The following is an 18,827-nucleotide window of genomic DNA, read 5'->3' on the forward strand; positions in this document are numbered from 1 at the left end:
AATCGCGCCCATGTTCAACATCGTCCTCGTCCACCCGGAGATCCCGCCGAACACCGGCAACGTGATCCGGCTCGCGGCCAACACCGGCTGTTCCCTGCACCTGATCGAGCCGCTCGGCTTCTCGATGGAAGACCGGCTGTTGCGGCGTGCCGGGCTCGACTACCACGAGTTCGCGCCGGTGCGGCGGCATGCCGACTGGCAGGCCTTCGTCGACGCCATGCAGCCGGACCCGACACGCCTGTTCGCGTTCACGACGCGCGGCAGCCAGCCGTTCGCCGAGGTGGCATGGCGGGCCGGCGACTGGCTGGTGTTCGGGTCGGAGACGGCCGGGCTGCCGGCCGACCTGCGCGAGACGTTTCCCGCGCACCAGCGCGTGCGCCTGCCGCTGCGCGCCGGGCAGCGCAGCCTGAACCTCAGCAATGCGGTCGCGGTCGCGGTGTTCGAGGCGTGGCGCCAGAACGGCTACGCCGACGGCGCGTAGACCGCCCTATTCCGGCTGCACGCCGGCGGCCTTGATGACCTTGCCCCAGCGTTCGCGCTCGGTCTTCATCAGGCCCGCCAGCGCCTCGGGCGCCGTGCCCGCCGCGCTGAAGTACTGGCCGAGGATCTTGCCGCGCACGTCATCGGTCTTGATGATGCGCACCAGCTCGGCCGACACCCGGTCGACCACGGCCTGCGGCGTGCGGGCCGGCGCGAGCACCGCCTGCCACGAGATCGCCTCGAAACCCGCGTAGCCCTGCTCGACCAGGGTCGGCAAGTCGGGCAATGCGCCGAAACGGCCGAGCGTCGTGACGCCCAGCGCCTTCAGCTTGCCGGCCTTCACCTGGCCGATCGCGATGCCCGGCACCATGAAGCCGGCCTGCACCTGGCCGGCCAGGATCGCGTTGACCACCTGCGGGAAGCCTTGATAAGGCACGTGCACGATGTCGAGGCCGGCGCGCGCCTTGAACGATTCCATCGCCAGGTGCGCCGCGCTGCCGTTGCCGACGCTGCCGTAGTTCAGCTGGCCCTTCTTCTGCTTCGCGACGCGCACGAAGTCGGCCAGCGTGTCGACGCCGAGCTTCGGGTCGACCACCAGCACGTTCGGCGAGGTCGCGACCAGCGTCACCGGCACCAGGTCTTTCAGCGGGTCGTAGCCGAGCGATTTCGACAGCAGCGGCGCGGTCACCAGCGGCCCCTGGATCGTGAACAGGAAGGTGTAGCCGTCGGGCTCTGCCTTCGCGACCAGGCCGGTGCCGAGGTTGCCGCCGGCGCCGGGCTTGTTGTCGACGACGATCGGCTGGCCGAGCGCCTGTGCGAGCGGCTCGGCGACCAGCCGGGCGATGATGTCCGGCGAGCTGCCGGGCGGGAACGGCACGACCAGGCGGATCGGGCGGGCGGGCCAGGCCTGGGCATGTGCGGGCAGAGCGCCCCACAGCGCGGCGGCCATGCCGGCCAACAGGACATCGCGACGTTTCGGCAGGCTCATCAGGTCAGCTTTCGGGACGCGCATCGCGCATCATCAGGAGGCGCATCGATTGTTCGGGCGTGTCGCGGCCTTCGAGCACGCGGACCACCGCTTCGGTGATCGGCATGTCGACCGAGCGCGCCCGCGCGCGGCGCAGCACGGTCGCGGCGCAGGCCACGCCTTCGGCCACGTGGCCGAGCTCGACCAGGATCTTCGACAGCGGCAGGCCTTCGGCCAGCAGCAGTCCGACCTTGCGGTTGCGCGACAGGTCGCCGGTGGTCGTGAGCACCAGGTCGCCGAGGCCGGACAGGCCCATGAAGGTGTCGGGCCGCGCACCGAGCGCAACGCCCAGCCGCGTGATCTCGGCCAGCCCGCGCGTGATCAGCGCGGCCCGCGCATTGAGGCCGAGCTCCATGCCGTCGGCGATGCCGGCGGCGATCGCCATCACGTTCTTCACCGCGCCCCCGACTTCGACGCCGACCACGTCGCTCGAGGTGTAGATGCGCAGGCTCTCGCCGTGCAGCGCGGCAACGGCCTGCTCGCAGAGCTCGGCATCGGCGCTCGCGGCGACCAGCGCAGTCGGCCGGCCGAGCGCGGCCTCGAGCGCGAAGCTCGGGCCCGACAGCACGCCGACGCGGCGGTCGTTCGGGCGCACCCCGCGCGCGACCTCGTGCCCGAGCCAGCCGGTGCCGTCCTGGAAGCCCTTGCACAGCCACAGCACGCCGCTCGCGTCGGCCGGCAGGCGGCGCAACACCTCGGCCAGGCCGGCCATCGGCGTCGCGACAATGATCAGCCCGCCGCGCGCATGCTCGACGCAGCTGTCGAAATCGGACGACACCACCAGCGACGGCGGCAGCGCGATACCCGGCAGGTAGCGCAGGTTCTCGCCGCGCGTCTGCAGGCGCTCGCACTGCTGCGGATCGCGCACCCACAGGCGGGTGTCATGGCGTGCCGAGGTGCTCACGGCAACCGCCGTGCCCCATGCGCCGGCTCCAAGAACGGTGAGCTTCACCGCGGCCCCTGCGTCGCTCGGGTCGGACGAATCAGTTGATCGACGGCGTCGCAGCGCCGTTCGCGGCCTGCTGCTGTTGCTGTGCCTCGAACATCGCCTGGAAGTTCACCTCGGCCAGCAGCACCGGCGGGAAGCCGGCGCGCGTGCAGATGTCGGAGATGACGGCGCGCAGGTACGGGTAGATGATCTGCGGGCAGGCGATGCCGATGATCGGCTGCAGCTGGTCCTCCGGGATGTTGCGGATCTCGAAGATGCCGGCCTGCTTGGCCTCGACCAGGAACAGCGTCTTGTCGGCGACCTTGGTCGTGACGGTGGCGGTGACGCTCACTTCGTAGACGCCCTCGGCGACCGGCTCGGCGGCCAGGCCGAGGTTGATGTCGACCTGGGGCTGGGTCTGCTCCAGCAGGATCTGCGGCGAGTTCGGCTGCTCGAGCGACATGTCCTTCAGGTACAGGCGCTGGATCTGGAACACGGGGGTCTGGGTGTCGTCGGACATGGTGCTCTCGCGGGTGACGAATTCGGATGGACAAAAGCCCGCAAGCGATCGTGCGGGCTGCGGCGCGGATTATGTCCGAGGCGCCGGGGGCGAATTGAAACGCCTCGTGTGCGAGAGGCCGTGGGGCGCGTCAGGCGGCGGCCGCCGACAGCAGGGGCGTCAGGCCGCCGCGCTGGTCGAGCGCGATCAGGTCGTCGCAGCCGCCGACATGCGTGTCGCCGATGAAGATCTGCGGCACGGTGCGGCGACCGGTGCGCTCGATCATCTCGTCGCGCAAGCCCGGCTGCAGGTCGACGCGCACTTCGTCGATCTGGTCGACGCCGCGCGACTTCAACAGCTGCTTCGCGCGGTGGCAATAGGGGCACACCATCGAGGTGTACATCTTCACGGCTTGCATCGCTTCGCTCCAACGACGGGCCTGGACGACGGCCCTGGAAACCTCAGGCCGACTTCTCGACCGGCAGGCTTGCCTCGCGCCACGCCTTCAGGCCACCGGCCAGTGCGCGAGCGTTCTCGTAGCCTGCCTTGCGAAGGATACCGATCGCGCGCGTGGCGCGTGCGCCGCTCGCGCACACCACCACCAGAGGCAAGGCCTTGTTCTTGGGCAGTGCGTTCGAGGTCTCGATCTGTGCCAGCGGCACGTTCTTCGCGCCGGCGGGGTGGCCCGCGGCGAACTCGGCCGGCTCGCTGACGTCGATCAGCACGCCCTTCTCGCGGTTGATCAGGTGCACCGCATCGGCGGTGGACAGCGCCCCGCCTTGCGCGCCGCGCCGCAGCGTGGGCCACAGCAGCAGACCGCCGGACACCAGGGCCACCGCGAACAGATACCAGTTGTCGAGAAGGAATTTCACAGGCGAGGCCCAAGGGTTGGAAGCAGACGCGAATTATAGAATTCGGCGGTCTGCCTCCCCGGGGCCGCGCCCCGCCCGCCCCACAACCACTGCCTGCCATGTACAAACTCGTGCTGATCCGCCACGGCGAATCGACCTGGAACCTGGAAAACCGCTTCACCGGCTGGACCGACGTCGACCTGACACCGACCGGCGTCGAGCAGGCCAAGCAGGCCGGCCGGCTGCTGAAGGCCGAAGGCTACGACTTCGACATCGCCTACACCTCGGTGCTGAAGCGTGCGGTCTGGACGCTGTGGCACACGCTCGACCAGATGGACCGCACCTGGTTGCCGGTGGTGCACAGCTGGCGCCTGAACGAGCGCCACTACGGTTCGCTGCAGGGGCTCAACAAGGCCGACATGGCCAAGCAGTACGGTGACGAGCAGGTGCTGATCTGGCGCCGCAGCTACGACACGCCGCCGCCGGCGCTCGACGCCGCCGACCCGCGCGGCCAGCGCCAGGACATCCGCTACGCGAAGCTGCGGCCCGAAGACGTTCCGCTGACCGAATGCCTGAAGGACACCGTCGCGCGCGTGCTGCCGTTCTGGAACGACAGCGTCGCGCCGGCCATCAAGGCGGGCAAGCGCATCGTGATCGCCGCGCACGGCAACAGCATCCGCGCGCTGGTGAAGTACCTCGACGACATCGCCGATGCCGACATCGTCGGCGTCAACATCCCGAACGGCATCCCGCTGGTCTACGAACTCGACGCGAACCTGAAGCCGATCAAGAGCTACTACCTGGGTGATGCCGAGGCCGCGGCGGCCGCTGCAGCTGCCGTCGCGAACCAGGGCAAGAAGGCCTGAGTTCGCGCCGGGTGACCGGCCACCTCAGACGCCGGTGTAGGCCGTCTTCACGACGGTGTAGAACTCACGGGCGTAGCTGCCCTGCTCGCGCGGGCCGTAGCTCGACCCCTTGCGGCCGCCGAACGGCACGTGGTAGTCGACGCCGGCGGTCGGCAGGTTGACCATCACCATGCCGACCTGCGCGTGGCGCTTGAAGTGCGTCGCGTACTTCAGCGAGCCGGTCGCGATGCCGGCCGACAGGCCGAACGGCGTGTCGTTGCAGACGGCCAGCGCTTCGTCGTAGTCCTTCACGCGGATCACCGACGCCACCGGGCCGAAGATCTCCTCGCGGTTGATCGTCATGCGCGGCGTCGAGTCGACGAACAGTGCCGGCGCCAGGAAGAAGCCGTCGGTCTCGGCCTTCACGCGCTGGCCGCCCGCCAGCAGGCGCGCGCCTTCGGCCTGGCCGAGTTCGATGTAGCGCTCGTCCTGCTCGAGCTGCGCCTTCGAGACCACCGGGCCGATGTCGATGCCGGCGCCCAGCGCATGGCCGACCTTCAGGCCGCGCATGCGTTCGGCCAGCGCATCGACGAAACGGTCGTGGATACCGGCGGTGACGATCAGGCGGCTCGACGCGGTGCAGCGTTGGCCGGTCGAGAAGAACGAGCTCTGCGCGCACAGCTCCACCGCCTGCTTCAGGTCGGCGTCGTCGAGCACGAGCTGCGGGTTCTTGCCGCCCATCTCCAGCTGCACCTTCGCGCCGCGCGCGACCGCGGCCTGCGCGACCTGCTTGCCCACGCCCTGCGAACCGGTGAAGCTGATCGCATCGATGCCGGGATGGTCGACGATGGCCTGCCCGACCTCGCGGCCCGCGCCCATCACCAGGTTGAACACGCCGGCCGGCAGGCCGGCACGCGAGATGATCTCGGCCAGCGCCCAGGCCGAGCCCGGCACCAGGTCGGCTGGCTTGAACACCACGCAGTTGCCGTAGGCGAGGGCCGGCGCGATCTTCCAGGCGGGGATCGCGATCGGGAAGTTCCACGGGCTGATGATGCCGACCACGCCGACCGGCTCGCGCGTGATCTCGACGCCGATGTTCGGCCGCACCGACGGCAGCAGCTCGCCCGGCGTGCGCAGGCATTCGCCGGCGAAGAACTTGAAGATGTTGCCGGCGCGCATGACTTCGCCGATGCCTTCAGGCTTCGTCTTGCCTTCCTCGCGGGCGAGCAGCATGCCGAGTTCTTCGCGGCGCGCGAGGATCTCGCTGCCGATGCGGTCGAGCGCATCGGCCCGGGCCTGCACGCTGAAGACGCCCCAGGCCGGCGCCGCGGCGCGGGCGGCCTGCACCGCCTCGTCGACCTGCGCGGCCGTCGCGCTCGCGAACTGGCCGACGGTGTCGGCGAGGTCCGACGGGTTGATGTTCGGCACGAAGCGCGAACCGGCGACCCACGCGCCGTTGATGTAATTCAGGTGTTCAGACATGTCAGTCCCTTACTGCGGGCCGAGGCGCTTGATCAGCGCGGCCAGCATCTCGACTTCTTCACCCGTCAGGTCCGTCAGCGGCGGGCGCACCGGGCCGGCCGGGTGGCCGACCAGCGTCGCGCCGGCCTTGATGATGCTGACCGCATAGCCCGCCTGGCGGTTGCGGATGTCGAGGTACGGCAGGAAGAAGTCGTCGATCAGGCGGCTCTGTGTCGCCCGGTCGTCGGCCGCGACCGCACGGTAGAAATCCATCGCGGTCTTCGGCACGAAATTGAACACCGCCGACGAGTACACCGGCACGCCCAGCGCCTTGTAGGCCGCGGCATAGACCTCGGCGGTCGGCAGGCCGCCGAGGTACGCGAAGCGGTCGCCCAGCTTCTGGCGCACCGTCACCATTGCCTCGATCTCACCGACGCCGTCCTTGAAGCCGACCAGGTTCGGGCAGCGGTCGGCCAGCTGCTGCAGGCTGGCCGCGCTGAGCTTGCAGACCGCGCGGTTGTAGACGATCACGCCGATCTTCACCGACTTGCACACCGCCTCGACGTGCGCCACCAGCCCCTGCTGGCCGGCTTCGGTCAGGTAGTGCGGCAGCAGCAGCAGGCCCTTGGCGCCCAGGCGCTCGGCCTCTTTCGCCATCGCGATCGCCTGGCGGGTCGGGCCGCCGACGCCGGCAATGATGGGCACGCTGTGCTTGCAGGTGTCGACCGCGACCTTGATGACCTGGCTGTATTCCTCGCTGACCAGCGAGAAGAACTCGCCGGTGCCGCCGGCCGCGAACAGCGCGGTGGCGCCATACGGCGCCAGCCATTCGAGCCGCTTCGCATAGGTCGACGGCTGGAAGTTGCCCTGCGCATCGAAGTCCGTCACCGGGAAGGACAGCAGGCCGGACGAAATGGTGGTTTTGAGTTCCTGGGGTGACATGCGCGTCTCCAATGAAGTGCTGGCGTTGGATCAGTTGTCAGTCATCGTACAACATGGGTCGCGCAGATTCAAGAGGGCCGACCGCAATGCGCCTAGGGCGAGGTGCCGCCGTCGGCCCGGCGCAGGCGCTCGCGGCTGTTGGCCAGGTGCGTGCGCATCGCGGCGCGGGCCGCCTCCGGGTCGCGCCCGGCGATCGCGTTGACGATGCTTTCGTGCTCGACGTTCACCCGGTGCAGGTATTCGCGCCGGCCCTCGCCGGCCACCTTCGCGGTGTTGAGCCGGGCGCGCGGGATGATCATCGTGCCCAGGTAGGTCATCAGCTCGACGAAGTGCACGTTCTGCGTGGCCCGGGCGATCTCCATGTGGAGCTGGAAGTCGGGGGCGATCGCGTCGCCGTCGTGCTCGATGGCCGACGAGAACGCGGCCAGCGCGCCGCGCATCACCTCGATGTTGGCATCGGTGCGGCGCACCGCCGCGAGCCCCGCCGCCTCGGCCTCGAGCCCGATGCGCAGGTCGAGCACCGCGATCACCTCGCGGGCGGTGGCGATCTGCTCCGGATCGATGCGGAAGTTCTGCGTGCCGCCACTGCCGACGACGAAGGTGCCCACGCCATGCCGCGTCTCGACCAGTCCGCCGGCCTGCAGCTTCGACAGCGCCTCGCGCACCACGGTCCGGCTGACGCCGAACTCGTCCATGATCGCGGCCTCGGTCGGCAGCTTGTCGCCCGACCGCATCACGTTGTCGCGGATGCGCGCGCTCAGCGTCTCGACCAGGCCGATGGCCAGGCTGCGCGGCCGGCGGCGCGGCAGGTCGGTCGCAGCAGGAGTTGGCGGGACGTGCATCGGGCGGCTCATGGCAAGGTCGTTGAAAGGGCTTTCGACTGTACGACAGGCGGTCGGCGCGGCAAGCGGGCTTCCGCGGGTCGACAACGACCGCTCGTCGTCGTACAACAATGTACGTGTTCGACGACACCGTTTGCCGTTGCGAACGCGCAGGCCGGCCCCGGGATTACCCTCATTCCGCCAGCTTGACAAGCCCCCTGCCGTCGCGAATCATTCACCATGTTGTACGACAACTGATGACGTACCTGTTGCCGACAGCGCGGACCCGCGGTCGGCCGTGAAAGAACCTTTGCCGATGACGACCCCGCCGACCTCGACCACCTCCCTGCGCTTCAAGCGCCTGCTGCTGACCGGCGCTGCCGGCGGCCTCGGCCGCGTGCTGCGACCGCGCCTGAAGGCGTATTGCGACGTGCTGCGCCTGTCCGACCTCGCCGACCTCGGCACGGCCGCGGACGGCGAGGAACTGAGCCAGGTCGCGCTGCAGGACGGCGCCGCGGTGCATGGCCTGCTGGAAGGCGTCGATGCCGTCGTGCACCTGGGCGGCGTGTCGGTCGAGGCGGCATTCGATCCGATCCTGCAGGCCAACATCGTCGGCACCTACAACCTGTACGAAGCGGCTCGCAAGCACGGCGTCAGGCGCGTGCTGTTCGCGAGTTCGAACCACGTGACCGGCTTCTACCGGCAGGACGACGTGCTCGGCACCGACGCCGCGCCGCGGCCCGACGGCCTGTACGGCGTCAGCAAGGCGTTCGGCGAGAACCTCGCGCGCTTCTACTTCGACCGCTACGGCATCGAGACCGCCTGCCTGCGCATCGGCTCGTCGTTCGCCGAACCGAAAGACCGCCGCATGCTGGCCACCTGGATGAGCTTCGACGACCTGGAGCGGCTGGTGGTGTCGTGCCTGACGGCGCCGCTGGTCGGCTACAGCGTGGTCTACGGCATGTCGAACAACCGCACGCAGTGGTGGGACAACACCAAGGCGAAGCACCTCGGCTACGTGCCGCAGGACAGCTCCGAGCCGTTCCGTGCCGCGGTCGAGGAGCGCCAGGCGCCGCTCGACTACAACGACCCGGCCGTGCTGTACCAGGGCGGGGCCTTCGTGCGCACCGGCCCGTTCGAATGACGGCACCCGTGAGCTCGACGCTGCACATGGACAAGCTCGACGCGTCGCGCGACCAGGTCGGCGAAAGCCCGCTGTGGTCGGTAGCCGAGCAGGCGCTGTACTGGGTCGACATCGAAGGCCGGCAGGTGCGCCGCTTCGACTGGGCCACGCGCCGCGTCGAGAGCTGGGCCTGCGCAGAGCGCGTCGCCTGCCTCGCGCTGCATGCGCAGGGCGGGCTGGTGGCGGCGATGGAGAGCGGCGTGTTCCAGCTGCGGCTGTCGGCCTCCGGCCTGACCGCGACACGCCTGTGCGACATCGCGCACCCGCGCGACGGCATGCGCTTCAACGACGGCCGCTGCGACCGCCAGGGCCGCTTCTGGTCCAGCACGATGGTGCGCGACATGTCGCTCGCGTCGCCGTTCGGCGCGCTGTTCCGGCTCGACGGCCGCGGCCTGTCGGCGCCGCTGGTGTCCGGCCTGATCACCGGCAACGGCCTGGCGTTCAGCCCGCGCGGCGAGGTGATGTACCTGTCGGACTCGCACCCGAGCGTGCGCCGCATCTGGGCCTTCGACCTCGACGCCGACGGCACGCCGACGCAGCGCCGCGAATTCGTCGACATGAACCGCCACCCGGGCCGTCCCGACGGTGCCGCGGTCGATGCCGACGGCGGCTACTGGATCTGCGCCAACGACGCCGGCCTGGTGCACCGCTTCACGCCCGACGGCCGGCTCGACCGCTCGATCCCGGTGCCGGTGCCCAAGCCGTCGATGTGCGCGTTCGGCGGCCCGCAGCTGCGCCACCTGTTCATCACCTCGATCCGGCTGCCGAGCGCGGCCGACGACGCCCCCGACGGCTCGGTGTTCGTCACCGAGCCCGGCGTGACCGGCCTGCCCGAAGCCGCCTTCGCTTTCTGACCTGATTCCAGAAGACTCGTTAGCCCATCCACCCGGAGACAAGACCATGACCCACACGATCCGCACGCTGGCCGCCGCGCTGGCACTGGCCGCCCTCGGCACGGCGCACGCCACCGAGTTCCGCTCGACCGACATCCACCCCGACGACTACCCGACCGTGCTGGCCGTCAAGCAGATGGGCCAGACGCTGTCGAAGCTGACCAACGGCAAGCACAGCATCAAGGTGTTCAACAACGGCTCGCTGGGTGCCGAGAAGGACACGATCGAGCAGACCAAGATCGGTGCGATCCCGATGACGCGCGTGAACATCGCGCCGATGAACAACATCTGCCCGGCCACCGTGGTGCCGACGATGCCCTTCCTGTTCCGCTCGAAGGAACACATGCGCGCGGTGCTCGACGGCCCGATCGGCGAAGAGATCCTGAAGAGCTGCGAAGCGCAGGGCTTCATCGGCCTGGCCTACTACGACAGCGGCGCGCGCTCGATGTACACGGTGAAGAAGCCGATCAAGACGCTGGCCGACGCGAAGGGCCTGAAGGTGCGCGTGCAGCAGTCCGACCTGTGGGTCGCGTTGCTCGAGGCGATGGGCGCGAACGCCACGCCGATGCCCTTCGGCGAGGTCTACACCGCGCTGAAGACCGGCCTGGTCGACGGTGCCGAGAACAACTACCCGTCGTACGAGAGCTCGCGCCACTTCGAGGTGGCCAAGTACTACTCGAAGACCGAGCACTCGATGGCGCCCGAGGTGCTGCTGTTCTCGAAGCGCGTCTTCGACACGCTGAGCCCGGACGACCAGAAGGCGATCCGCCAGGCCGCGAAGGAATCGGTGCCGTTCATGCGCAAGCTGTGGGACGAGCGCGAAGAGAAGTCGCTGGCCACCGTGAAGGCCGCCGGCGCGCAGATCATCGACGTGGACAAGGCCTCGTTCCAGGCCGCGATGAAGCCGGTCTACGACAAGTTCCTGGCCGACCCGAAGCTGCGGGACCTGGTCAAGCGCATCCAGGACACGAAGTAATTCCGCGGACGGTCCGACGATCGTCCTTCACTGACCCACCGCGGCGGCACGGGCCGCCGCGGTGAAGGAATCCCGATGTACACGAAATTCTGCGCAGCCGTCGCGAAGGCCTGCCTGCGGCTCGGCGTGGCCGGCCTGGTGCTGCTGCTCGCCGCCGTGCTCTACCAGGTGTTCGGCCGCTACGTGCTCAACAGCACGCCCACCTGGGCCGAGAGCCTGGCGCTGGTGCTGGTGCTCTACGTGACGATGCTCGGCTGCGCCGTCGGCGTGCGCGACGCCGGCCACATCGGCATGGAGCTGCTCGGCTTCCTGCTGCCCGAGAAGGCGAAGCTGCCGACCGAGATCCTGATCCACCTGCTGACAATGCTGTTCGGCGCGCTGATGGCGTGGAACTGCGCGCTGATGTTCGACTCGGTGGGCGACTACAAGATCCCGACGCTCGGCATCTCCGAATCCTGGCGCTACGTGCCCTTCATCGCGGCCGGCCTGCTGATCATTCTTTTTTCCATCGAACACATCGTGGCCCTGCTGCGTGGCATTGAGGTTGAACCGGCATGGCACTGACCATTCTCTGCATCACGTTCTTCGGGCTGCTGATCCTCGGCGTCCCGGTGGCGTTCTCGATCGGCTTGTCGGCGCTCGCGACCATCCTGTACGAAGGCCTGCCGATGGCGGTCATCTTCCAGCAGATGACCTCGGGCATGAACGTGTTCTCGTTCCTCGCGATCCCGTTCTTCATCTTCGCCGGCGAGCTGATGCTGTACGGCGGCATCGCCGACAAGATCGTCAACTTCGCGAACGCGGCGGTCGGGCACATCCGCGGCGGCCTGGGCATGTCGAACGTGGTCGCGTGCACGCTGTTCGGTGGCGTCTCCGGCTCGCCGGTGGCCGACGTCTCGGCGATGGGCGCCGTGATGATCCCGATGATGAAGAAGCAGGGCTACCACGCCGACTACGCGGTCAACGTGACGACCCATGCGGCGCTGGTCGGCGCGCTGATGCCGACCAGCCACAACATGATCATCTACACGCTGGCGGCCGGCGGCAAGGTGTCGATCGCGAAGCTGATCCTCGCCGGCCTGATCCCGGCGCTGGTGCTGACGCTGTGCAACCTGGCCGCGGCCTACCTGGTGGCGGTGAAGCGCGGCTACCCGGCCGGCACCTTCCCGGGCTGGAGCATCGTCGCGCGCACCTTCGCGGCGTCGCTGCCGGGGCTGTTCGTCGTCGTGCTGATCCTCGGCGGGATCCTGTCGGGCGTGTTCACCGCGACCGAGTCGGCGGCGGTGGCGGTGCTGTACGCGCTGATCCTCAGCGTGGTGGTGTACCGCTCGCTGAAGTGGGAGCAGTTCCTGAAGGCGGCCGCGAAGGCGGTGAAGACCACCGGCGTCGTGCTGCTGCTGATCGGCATCTCGGCGGCCTTCGGCTACATCATCAGCCTGTACGAGGTGCCCACGCTGACAGGCCAGGCACTGTCGGCGGTGACGTCCAGCCCGTGGGTGATCTTCCTGCTGGTCAACATCATCCTGTTCCTGCTCGGCACCTTCCTCGACATGGCCGCCACCATCCTGGTGTGCACGCCGATCTTCCTGCCGATCTGCCAGCACTACGGCATGAGCGAGATCCAGTTCGGCATGGTGATGCTGATCAACTGCGCGCTCGGGCTGAACACGCCGCCGGTGGGCACGACGCAGTTCGTCGGCTGCGCGATCGGCGGCGTCTCGGTCGGCACCGTGATGAAGACGATCTGGCCGTTCTACGGCGCGCTGATCGCCGCGCTGATGCTGGTCACCTACGTGCCGGCGTTCTCGCTGTGGCTGCCGGGCGTGGTGCTGCGCTGATCGACGACACAGGCTTTCGTTCCAAGACTCCAGGAGACACACCATGATCGTTCGTCGAACCCTTCTCGCGCTGGCCGCCGCTTCCGTTGCCGCCACCACCTTCGGCGCGCAGGCCGCGCCGGCCTGGCCCGACAAGCCGGTGCGCATCGTCGTGCCGTTCGCCGCGGGCGGCACCTCCGACATCCTCGCGCGCCTGCTGGCCGACAAGCTGCAGGTCGAGCTGAAGCAGACGGTGCTGGTCGAGAACAAGGCCGGTGCCGGCGGCGTGATCGGCGCCGACTCGGTGGCCAAGTCGCCGGCCGACGGCTACACCATCCTGCTCGGCACCATCGCGAGCCATGCGATCAACCCGGTGCTGCAACCGAAGATGCCGTACGACGCGGCCAAGGACTTCGCGCCGATCATCCTGCTGGGCAGCATCTCGAACGTGCTGCTGGTCGCGACCGAGCAACCGTACAAGACCGTGAAGGAGCTGATCGCCGCGGCCAAGGCCAAGCCCGGCGACATCGCGTTCGCCTCGTCCGGACAGGGCAGCTCGCAGCACATGTCGGGCGAGACCTTCAAGCTGCTGACCGGTGCCGAGCTGACGCACGTGCCGTACAAGGGCAGCGCGCCGGCGATCCAGGACGTGATCGGCAACCAGATCCCGATGAGCTTCGAGACGGTGACGGTGGCCCTGCCGTTCGTGCAGAGCGGCAAGGTGCGCGCATTGGCGGTGACCTCGGCCAAGCGCAGCATCGCGCTCCCCGACGTGCCGACACTGCAGGAAGCCGGCGTTCCCGGCTTCGACGTCGCCAGCTGGCAGGCCTTCTATGCGCCGGCCGGCACGCCGCCGGCGATCGTCAAGCGCCTGAACGCCGAGGTCGCGAAGATCATCGCAATGCCGGAGGTGAAGGCGAAGATGGAGACGCTGGGCCTGCAGTACACGCCGAACACGCCGGAGCAGTTTGCCGTGTTCGGCCGCAGCGAGCTGGTGAAGTGGGCGAAGATCGTCAAGGACGGCAACGTCAAGCCTTGAGGGCACGCAACAGGTGAGCAGCATGGCCGAGGTGAAGAAACCGCTGACGATCAAGATGCACGATCTCGACAACGTCGCGATCGTGGCCAACGACGGCGGGCTTCCCGCCGGCACGGTGCTGGACGGCGGCCTGGTGCTGCGCGATGCGGTGCCGCAGGGCCACAAGGTGGCTCTGGTCGACCTGCCGGCCGGCGCGCCGGTGCTGCGTTACCACGTCAGCATCGGCCTCGCGGCCAAGGACATCCCGGCCGGCAGCTGGGTGCACGAGCGGCTGCTGCAGATGCCCGAGGCACGCGAGCTCACCGGCCTGCCGATGGCCACGCGCGCCGCGCCTCCGATGCCGCCGCTCGACGGCTACACCTTCGAGGGGTTTCGCAATGCCGACGGCTCGGTCGGCACGCGCAACATCCTCGCGATCACGACGACGGTGCAGTGCGTGGCGGGCGTCGTCGATTTTGCGGTGCAGCGCATCAAGGCCGAGCTGCTGCCGCGCTACCCGAACGTCGACGACGTGGTGGGGCTGGAGCACACCTACGGCTGCGGCGTGGCGATCGATGCGCCCGACGCCATCATCCCGATCCGCACGCTCCGCAACATCAGCCTGAACCCGAACTTCGGCGGCGAGGTGATGGTGGTCAGCCTGGGCTGCGAGAAGCTGCAGCCCGAGCGGCTGCTGCCGCCGGGCACGATCTCGATCCGCGACGAGCGCGGTGCCGCAACGGCAGCCGACGCGCTGGACGTGGTGTGCCTGCAGGCCGAGGCGCATGTCGGCTTCATGTCGATGATCGACTCGATCATGACGACCGCGCGCGCGCACCTGGAGCGGCTGAACAGCCGCCGCCGCGAGACCTGCCCGGCCAGCGACCTGGTGGTGGGCGTGCAGTGCGGCGGCAGCGATGCCTTCAGCGGCGTCACCGCCAACCCGGCGGTGGGCTTTGCGACCGACCTGCTGGTGCGTGCCGGCGCCAGCGTGATGTTCTCGGAGACCACCGAGGTGCGCGACGGCATCGCGCAGCTCACCGCGCGTGCGGCAACACCGGAGATCGCCGAGGCGATGGTGCGCGAGATGGCGTGGTACGACGCCTATCTGCAGAAGGGCCGCGTCGACCGCAGCGCGAACACGACGCCGGGCAACAAGAAGGGCGGGCTGTCGAACATCGTCGAGAAGGCGATGGGCTCGATCGTCAAGAGCGGCAGCGCGCCGATCACCGGCGTGCTGTCACCCGGCGAGAAGCTGGCCACCAAGGGCCTGACCTACGCGGCCACGCCGGCCAGCGACTTCATCTGCGGCACGCTGCAACTGGCGGCCGGCATGAACCTGCACATCTTCACGACCGGCCGCGGCACGCCGTATGGGCTGGCGGAGTGCCCGGTGATCAAGGTGGCGACCCGCAGCGACCTGGCACGGCGCTGGCACGACCTGATGGACGTCAACGCCGGGCGCATCGCCGATGGCGACGCCAGCATCGAAGACGTGGGCTGGGAACTGTTCCGCCTGATGCTCGACGTGGCCAGCGGCCGCACGAAGACCTGGGCCGAGCGCTGGAAGCTTCACAACGCGCTGGTGCTGTTCAACCCGGCCCCGGTGACCTGAATGGTGCGGCGCTGTCGCGATGGCTGTCGAGGCGGCCTTCGCGACGATCGCGCAACGCCTGCTTGAGCTTCGACAGCAGCCCGGCGCCGGCCAGTGCGCAGAGCACCGCGGTGATGGCGAAGATGCCGGAGCTGTTGACGAGTTCCAGGCAGTGGAGCTGGTTGAAGGGTTCCTCATCGCGATAAAAGAAGATGCCGGCATGCATCGCGGCGAGAACGCCGAGGACGATGCTGAACAGCAACCGGGGAATCACGCGCCACAGGGTCGGCGGCGGATCGGGCTCGAACAGCGGTGGAGGCGGCAGCGGCTCGAGCGGTGGGAGGAGTGCAGCCAGTTCCAGCACCGTCAATCCGGAGGGGCCGCGGCGTTCCTCCTCGGGGGGTTCATGTGATGACATCGATCTGCTCCCTGGTGGTTGTGGAGAGCTCGACTGTCCGAATCGATGATGCAGAAAGTATGCAGATGGGAGGGTCTCGCAAACCCTTAGGACGTGCGCTTGATGAACAGGCGCTCCGCTTCGCAGCCCTGAAACCGTCAGCGGCTGCATCGGTCGACTTGCTTGAGACGCCCCGCGCAGGCGTGCGTGATCGACCGGCGTGAACATCGCCAGCGATTCAGCGCCGAGCGGGAAACGTCCGCATTGATGAACTCGCGCGTGATGACGATCAAGTCGTTCAGCGGCAGCAACAGCATGCGGCGCAACTCGAACACCACAGCCTCCTCGCCGGCCGACAGCGTGGTGCTCAGCTTGCGAGGGCGGCGGCTCAGGTCAGCAGGCGCTTCCCAGCCCTTCCCACTTGCGCACTGGGGCCCTGGTGAAGTTGTAGCGCCGGGCCGACATCGTCATCGACAAGAGGCGATTGCCGGACCTGGGCCGTCTCCAGTCTGAAGTGCAACACCTTGCCAACGGGTAAGGTCAAGGAATGCAAAAGACGAAATCAGCAATTGCAGCCAGAAGATCGCATGAGCATTGCGAGCCAGCGGCAGCAAGGCTTTGGAGTGAGGGCCATAGCCCGTGCAATTGACCGCTCGGCTAGCACAGTGAGCCGGGAGCCGCAACGCAACACGGAGCAGAGGAAGGCGTACGCGTCGGCCCGAGCGCAACGTATGGCGCAGACCCGCCGCCAAGCGGGGCGGCCTTGGCCGAAGCTATACCGCGAAGGCAAGCTGTGGCTGGTGGTCAAGACATGCCTGTCGTGGCGTTGGTCGCCTGGCCAGATCGCATGCACACTGGTGCGCATGTGGCCCGACGAACCCGACATGCAGGTCTCGCACGAGACGATCTACACGCGATCTACGCGCACGCCAGCGGCGAGTTGCGCCGCCAGCTCATCAGTTGCCTGCGTCAGAGCAAGAGCACCCGCAGACCGCGGTCTGCGGGCCAGGACCGGCGCGGGCAGATCGCCGAGATGCTCAACATCCACGTGCTCCCGCCCGAAGTGGAGGACCGAGTGATGCCCGGGCACTGTCGGTGTTCAGCCAGGACGAACTTGATGCCATCGCCGACGAGACGAACAACCGGCCTCGGGCTACGCACAACTGGGATTCGCCGATCCGGACATTCGACGCCATACTCAACGCCGACTCAGCGTCAACTCACGCATTGATGCGGCCGGGTGTTGCACTTCAGCTTTGAGACGCCCCTCTATTGGCAGCGATTCGTTGATGCAGCAGCAAAGCCGCAAGCGGTACTCAAGGTTAACTGCTCGCCATCCTTTGCCTTAATTGCAATGACGCCTCGCTTCGCCGAATATATATAATCCACCACTTGGCCGCGCCACGTCTGGCGGATAACCTTATAATTAAGCGATTCGCCGTTGAATGCCAAATTATCCTCTTTCAGCACGATATATTGCGCATTATCGTAATCCCACGCGCTTGGCCACACACCCGCCCTTGGGATGGCAAAGGTCAAAACTTCCGACTTGACGCAAATATAACGATCCCCTTTAGGGCACCTCAACAATGGATACTCGAGATCCAATAACCTAACGGTCTTGAGGCCTAAGCCCAGCACCATTACTCTTTCACCAAATAAACTGACATACTCAATATTTTCCTTCGAGCCCGCAAAACACAAGGTACTCGAAAGCAGCACAAAGGTGCCTATGATGGCATTCAACTTCACTGGCTTTCGCACGTGCATGCTCCTCTCAAAAATTCTTTTGCCCAACTATCTGCATCCTGCTCGGCGGGAGATTTTCCTGATTGTCCTGAGAGCACACTACCGAGTGTAGACGATCCGTTGATCGTATGGTTCCCTGGCATCAGATGCCGAAATTCGTGAGCAAATATCAATCCCTGCCCCGGGTCCGTCGCGACAGTATTAAAAAAAGCTAAATTGAATTGGGAGGTTTGCGAAGAATAATTCGTTATAGCAAAATTCTCTCGTGCCCGTCGCAGCGGATCATCAATATTTGGGTCGATCTTTATGACCCAGTTGTCGAATCGACGAAGCACTTTTCCGCCGTCATTCTTGCACTGCGCAATTATCCGCTTCCGCATGAGATCATTGTAGGCGAATAAATCCTTGTATTTTCTTGCCCAAGCCAGCCCCTCTTGAAATCCATCGGGCCGTCCGACGATCTTTGCAAGACCGGCCGTGTCGGCATAGGTTAAAGGATTCCCGCCAACATAATAATAGAGACTAAGGTCGCCTGCGGAAAATCCAATCGGATCGCTTTGTATATACCGCCCCTCGCCCGACTCGTAGTAGCGGAAGTAGTTGTACCAAAGCCCACTCTCCGCATCCGCATACTGCCCCGGGAACCTCAGGTTCTGCGTGAAAATGCCCAGCCCGCTCGGATTGTTCGCCGGCGCCGTCGTCCCGAAGGGCTCGGCCAGCCAATGCCAACGCACCCGGTTGCTGGTGTCCACCACCACCCTCGGTGCATTCAGGTGATCGGCGTGGATGTAGGCGATGAGCGGCGGGCCGCTCGCGTTGGCCGGGTCCGGCATGAACATCGCCACCGGGATGTTGTCCAGCCACACGTACTCGCGGATCGCCTGGCCCGTCTGGTCGTATTCGCCCAGCAGTTGACCTTCGAGGTCGTACACGAAGACCACGACCTCGCCGCTCGTCACCTTGCGGATGCGCCGTCTGCTTGCATCGTAGTCGTAGCTGCCGGTCACGCCCACCTTCGTGATGCTCGCGATCGAGCCGTTCAGGCCGTAGGTCGCCGTGTACGCCGCGCTGTCGCTGGTCGTGTTGCCGGCGTTGTCGTAGCCGAAGCTGCGGGCCGGGTTCGTGATGCTGCTCAGCCGGTTGCTCGTCGCCTCGGTGTTGTAGGTGCTCGGGATGCCGTTCAGGCTCACGCTGGTGCGGTTGCCGTTCGGGTCATAGGCGATCGNCTTCAGCGGCCTTTCCAGTGGGTGCGGGCGGCGGATGATGGCCAGCAGCGAAGGCGGCATGGACATCGAAGAGGTGGCCCACAACACGCCCGACAAGATCCTGAAGGTCTTGGCGTTGTC

The 18,827-nt window shown here is 67.1% G+C and carries 21 protein-coding genes and 2 pseudogenes; 11 read left to right on the top strand and 12 right to left on the bottom strand.

The window, feature by feature from the left end:
- The first annotated feature begins 10 nt into the window (after nt 1-10).
- Nucleotides 11-481 (top strand): tRNA (uridine(34)/cytosine(34)/5-carboxymethylaminomethyluridine(34)-2'-O)-methyltransferase TrmL, encoded by a 471-nt coding sequence (trmL, locus tag ASC98_RS22405; protein WP_056815976.1) that lies wholly within the window; start codon nt 11-13, stop codon nt 479-481.
- Between the two features lie 6 nt (nt 482-487).
- On the opposite strand, the gene ASC98_RS22410 is transcribed toward trmL, so the two are convergent.
- The 5 genes from ASC98_RS22410 to ASC98_RS22430 form a co-directional block, all read right to left on the bottom strand.
- Nucleotides 488-1,462 carry a tripartite tricarboxylate transporter substrate binding protein gene (locus ASC98_RS22410; RefSeq protein ID WP_056816072.1) on the bottom strand — a complete coding sequence of 325 codons (975 nt, stop codon included), beginning with the start codon at nt 1,460-1,462 and terminating at the stop codon, nt 488-490.
- Between the two features lie 10 nt (nt 1,463-1,472).
- A complete protein-coding gene (locus ASC98_RS22415; RefSeq protein ID WP_056815979.1) occupies nt 1,473-2,459 on the bottom strand; it encodes an NAD(P)H-dependent glycerol-3-phosphate dehydrogenase in 987 nt (328 codons plus the stop codon).
- Between the two features lie 31 nt (nt 2,460-2,490).
- Nucleotides 2,491-2,955: a protein-export chaperone SecB gene (gene secB / locus ASC98_RS22420; RefSeq protein WP_056815982.1), complete on the bottom strand. Its 465-nt coding sequence runs from the start codon at nt 2,953-2,955 to the stop codon at nt 2,491-2,493.
- A 130-nt stretch (nt 2,956-3,085) separates the two neighbouring features.
- A complete protein-coding gene (gene grxC, locus ASC98_RS22425; protein WP_056815985.1) occupies nt 3,086-3,352 on the bottom strand; it encodes a glutaredoxin 3 in 267 nt (88 codons plus the stop codon).
- 43 nt (nt 3,353-3,395) lie between these two features.
- Nucleotides 3,396-3,806: a rhodanese-like domain-containing protein gene (locus ASC98_RS22430; protein WP_056815988.1), complete on the bottom strand. Its 411-nt coding sequence runs from the start codon at nt 3,804-3,806 to the stop codon at nt 3,396-3,398.
- Between the two features lie 98 nt (nt 3,807-3,904).
- Here ASC98_RS22430 and gpmA point away from each other — a divergent pair, with 98 nt between their 5' ends.
- On the top strand, nt 3,905-4,651 hold the full coding sequence (gpmA, locus tag ASC98_RS22435) for a 2,3-diphosphoglycerate-dependent phosphoglycerate mutase (RefSeq protein ID WP_056815991.1): 747 nt from the start codon (nt 3,905-3,907) through the stop codon (nt 4,649-4,651).
- A 24-nt stretch (nt 4,652-4,675) separates the two neighbouring features.
- Here the strand turns inward: gpmA and ASC98_RS22440 are convergent, their stop codons facing one another.
- The 3 genes from ASC98_RS22440 to ASC98_RS22450 form a co-directional block, all read right to left on the bottom strand.
- Entirely contained in the window at nt 4,676-6,112 is a 1,437-nt protein-coding gene (locus ASC98_RS22440) for an aldehyde dehydrogenase family protein (protein WP_056815994.1), read from the bottom strand.
- A 9-nt stretch (nt 6,113-6,121) separates the two neighbouring features.
- Complete coding sequence (kdgD, locus tag ASC98_RS22445) at nt 6,122-7,033, bottom strand: 5-dehydro-4-deoxyglucarate dehydratase (RefSeq protein WP_056820476.1); 912 nt, start codon at nt 7,031-7,033, stop codon at nt 6,122-6,124.
- A gap of 92 nt (nt 7,034-7,125) precedes the next feature.
- Nucleotides 7,126-7,875: a FadR/GntR family transcriptional regulator gene (locus ASC98_RS22450; RefSeq protein WP_157598009.1), complete on the bottom strand. Its 750-nt coding sequence runs from the start codon at nt 7,873-7,875 to the stop codon at nt 7,126-7,128.
- 295 nt (nt 7,876-8,170) lie between these two features.
- Here ASC98_RS22450 and ASC98_RS22455 point away from each other — a divergent pair, with 295 nt between their 5' ends.
- The 7 genes from ASC98_RS22455 to garD all read left to right on the top strand — a co-directional run bounded on the left by ASC98_RS22455 (nt 8,171) and on the right by garD (nt 15,356).
- The gene (locus tag ASC98_RS22455) at nt 8,171-8,998 is read left to right on the top strand and encodes an NAD(P)-dependent oxidoreductase (RefSeq protein ID WP_056815998.1); all 828 of its coding nucleotides are present in this window, start codon (nt 8,171-8,173) and stop codon (nt 8,996-8,998) included.
- Complete coding sequence (locus ASC98_RS22460) at nt 8,995-9,891, top strand: SMP-30/gluconolactonase/LRE family protein (RefSeq protein ID WP_235581351.1); 897 nt, start codon at nt 8,995-8,997, stop codon at nt 9,889-9,891. Before ASC98_RS22455 ends, ASC98_RS22460 begins: the two co-directional genes overlap by 4 nt.
- Before the next feature lie 46 nt (nt 9,892-9,937).
- Nucleotides 9,938-10,906 (top strand): TRAP transporter substrate-binding protein, encoded by a 969-nt coding sequence (locus ASC98_RS22465; RefSeq protein ID WP_056816002.1) that lies wholly within the window; start codon nt 9,938-9,940, stop codon nt 10,904-10,906.
- Between the two features lie 75 nt (nt 10,907-10,981).
- Nucleotides 10,982-11,470 (top strand): TRAP transporter small permease, encoded by a 489-nt coding sequence (locus ASC98_RS22470; protein WP_056816004.1) that lies wholly within the window; start codon nt 10,982-10,984, stop codon nt 11,468-11,470.
- Entirely contained in the window at nt 11,461-12,744 is a 1,284-nt protein-coding gene (locus tag ASC98_RS22475; RefSeq protein ID WP_056816006.1) for a TRAP transporter large permease, read from the top strand. The genes ASC98_RS22470 and ASC98_RS22475 overlap by 10 nt, the downstream gene beginning before the upstream one ends.
- Nucleotides 12,745-12,787: 43 nt before the next feature.
- Nucleotides 12,788-13,762, top strand: a complete 975-nt coding sequence (locus ASC98_RS22480) for a tripartite tricarboxylate transporter substrate binding protein (RefSeq protein ID WP_056816011.1) — start codon at nt 12,788-12,790, stop codon at nt 13,760-13,762.
- A gap of 22 nt (nt 13,763-13,784) precedes the next feature.
- Nucleotides 13,785-15,356: a galactarate dehydratase gene (garD, locus tag ASC98_RS22485; protein WP_056816081.1), complete on the top strand. Its 1,572-nt coding sequence runs from the start codon at nt 13,785-13,787 to the stop codon at nt 15,354-15,356.
- On the opposite strand, the gene ASC98_RS22490 is transcribed toward garD, so the two are convergent.
- Nucleotides 15,334-15,753 carry a hypothetical protein gene (locus tag ASC98_RS22490; RefSeq protein WP_157597991.1) on the bottom strand — a complete coding sequence of 140 codons (420 nt, stop codon included), beginning with the start codon at nt 15,751-15,753 and terminating at the stop codon, nt 15,334-15,336. The genes garD and ASC98_RS22490 overlap by 23 nt on opposite strands.
- A gap of 194 nt (nt 15,754-15,947) precedes the next feature.
- Nucleotides 15,948-16,079: pseudogene (locus ASC98_RS31860) on the bottom strand (IS481 family transposase); the annotation flags it as partial.
- Between the two features lie 240 nt (nt 16,080-16,319).
- Here ASC98_RS31860 and ASC98_RS29765 point away from each other — a divergent pair.
- Entirely contained in the window at nt 16,320-16,811 is a 492-nt protein-coding gene (locus ASC98_RS29765; protein WP_200953042.1) for a helix-turn-helix domain-containing protein, read from the top strand.
- 190 nt (nt 16,812-17,001) lie between these two features.
- Here ASC98_RS29765 and ASC98_RS30760 read toward each other — a convergent pair whose 3' ends face one another.
- On the bottom strand, nt 17,002-17,496 hold the full coding sequence (locus ASC98_RS30760) for a hypothetical protein (RefSeq protein ID WP_157597989.1): 495 nt from the start codon (nt 17,494-17,496) through the stop codon (nt 17,002-17,004).
- Nucleotides 17,481-18,320 carry an RHS repeat domain-containing protein gene (locus ASC98_RS32435; protein ID WP_369821165.1) on the bottom strand — a complete coding sequence of 280 codons (840 nt, stop codon included), beginning with the start codon at nt 18,318-18,320 and terminating at the stop codon, nt 17,481-17,483. The genes ASC98_RS30760 and ASC98_RS32435 overlap by 16 nt, the downstream gene beginning before the upstream one ends.
- 387 nt (nt 18,321-18,707) lie before the next feature.
- On the opposite strand from ASC98_RS32435, the pseudogene ASC98_RS31865 reads away from it, so the two are divergent.
- Nucleotides 18,708-18,816 (top strand): annotated as a pseudogene (locus ASC98_RS31865) (ATP-grasp domain-containing protein); the annotation flags it as partial.
- Nucleotides 18,817-18,827: the final 11 nt, after the last annotated feature.

It is taken from the genome of Rhizobacter sp. Root1238, from assembly GCF_001425825.1.
Classification (GTDB): Bacteria; Pseudomonadota; Gammaproteobacteria; order Burkholderiales; family Burkholderiaceae_C; genus Rhizobacter.

What these genes read in the sequence shown, in the direction of transcription:
- trmL (WP_056815976.1), top strand. Translation starts at nt 11, where the DNA reads ATGTTCAACATCGTCCTCGTCCACCCGGAGATCCCGCCGAACACCGGC.
- secB (WP_056815982.1), bottom strand. Translation starts at nt 2,955, where the DNA reads ATGTCCGACGACACCCAGACCCCCGTGTTCCAGATCCAGCGCCTGTAC.
- grxC (WP_056815985.1), bottom strand. Translation starts at nt 3,352, where the DNA reads ATGCAAGCCGTGAAGATGTACACCTCGATGGTGTGCCCCTATTGCCAC.
- gpmA (WP_056815991.1), top strand. Translation starts at nt 3,905, where the DNA reads ATGTACAAACTCGTGCTGATCCGCCACGGCGAATCGACCTGGAACCTG.
- ASC98_RS22440 (WP_056815994.1), bottom strand. Translation starts at nt 6,112, where the DNA reads ATGTCTGAACACCTGAATTACATCAACGGCGCGTGGGTCGCCGGTTCG.
- kdgD (WP_056820476.1), bottom strand. Translation starts at nt 7,033, where the DNA reads ATGTCACCCCAGGAACTCAAAACCACCATTTCGTCCGGCCTGCTGTCC.
- ASC98_RS22450 (WP_157598009.1), bottom strand. Translation starts at nt 7,875, where the DNA reads ATGCACGTCCCGCCAACTCCTGCTGCGACCGACCTGCCGCGCCGCCGG.
- ASC98_RS22455 (WP_056815998.1), top strand. Translation starts at nt 8,171, where the DNA reads ATGACGACCCCGCCGACCTCGACCACCTCCCTGCGCTTCAAGCGCCTG.
- ASC98_RS22460 (WP_235581351.1), top strand. Translation starts at nt 8,995, where the DNA reads ATGACGGCACCCGTGAGCTCGACGCTGCACATGGACAAGCTCGACGCG.
- ASC98_RS22465 (WP_056816002.1), top strand. Translation starts at nt 9,938, where the DNA reads ATGACCCACACGATCCGCACGCTGGCCGCCGCGCTGGCACTGGCCGCC.
- ASC98_RS22470 (WP_056816004.1), top strand. Translation starts at nt 10,982, where the DNA reads ATGTACACGAAATTCTGCGCAGCCGTCGCGAAGGCCTGCCTGCGGCTC.
- ASC98_RS22475 (WP_056816006.1), top strand. Translation starts at nt 11,461, where the DNA reads ATGGCACTGACCATTCTCTGCATCACGTTCTTCGGGCTGCTGATCCTC.
- ASC98_RS22480 (WP_056816011.1), top strand. Translation starts at nt 12,788, where the DNA reads ATGATCGTTCGTCGAACCCTTCTCGCGCTGGCCGCCGCTTCCGTTGCC.
- garD (WP_056816081.1), top strand. Translation starts at nt 13,785, where the DNA reads ATGGCCGAGGTGAAGAAACCGCTGACGATCAAGATGCACGATCTCGAC.
- ASC98_RS22490 (WP_157597991.1), bottom strand. Translation starts at nt 15,753, where the DNA reads ATGTCATCACATGAACCCCCCGAGGAGGAACGCCGCGGCCCCTCCGGA.
- ASC98_RS29765 (WP_200953042.1), top strand. Translation starts at nt 16,320, where the DNA reads ATGAGCATTGCGAGCCAGCGGCAGCAAGGCTTTGGAGTGAGGGCCATA.
- ASC98_RS32435 (WP_369821165.1), bottom strand. Translation starts at nt 18,320, where the DNA reads ATGTTCATGCCGGACCCGGCCAACGCGAGCGGCCCGCCGCTCATCGCC.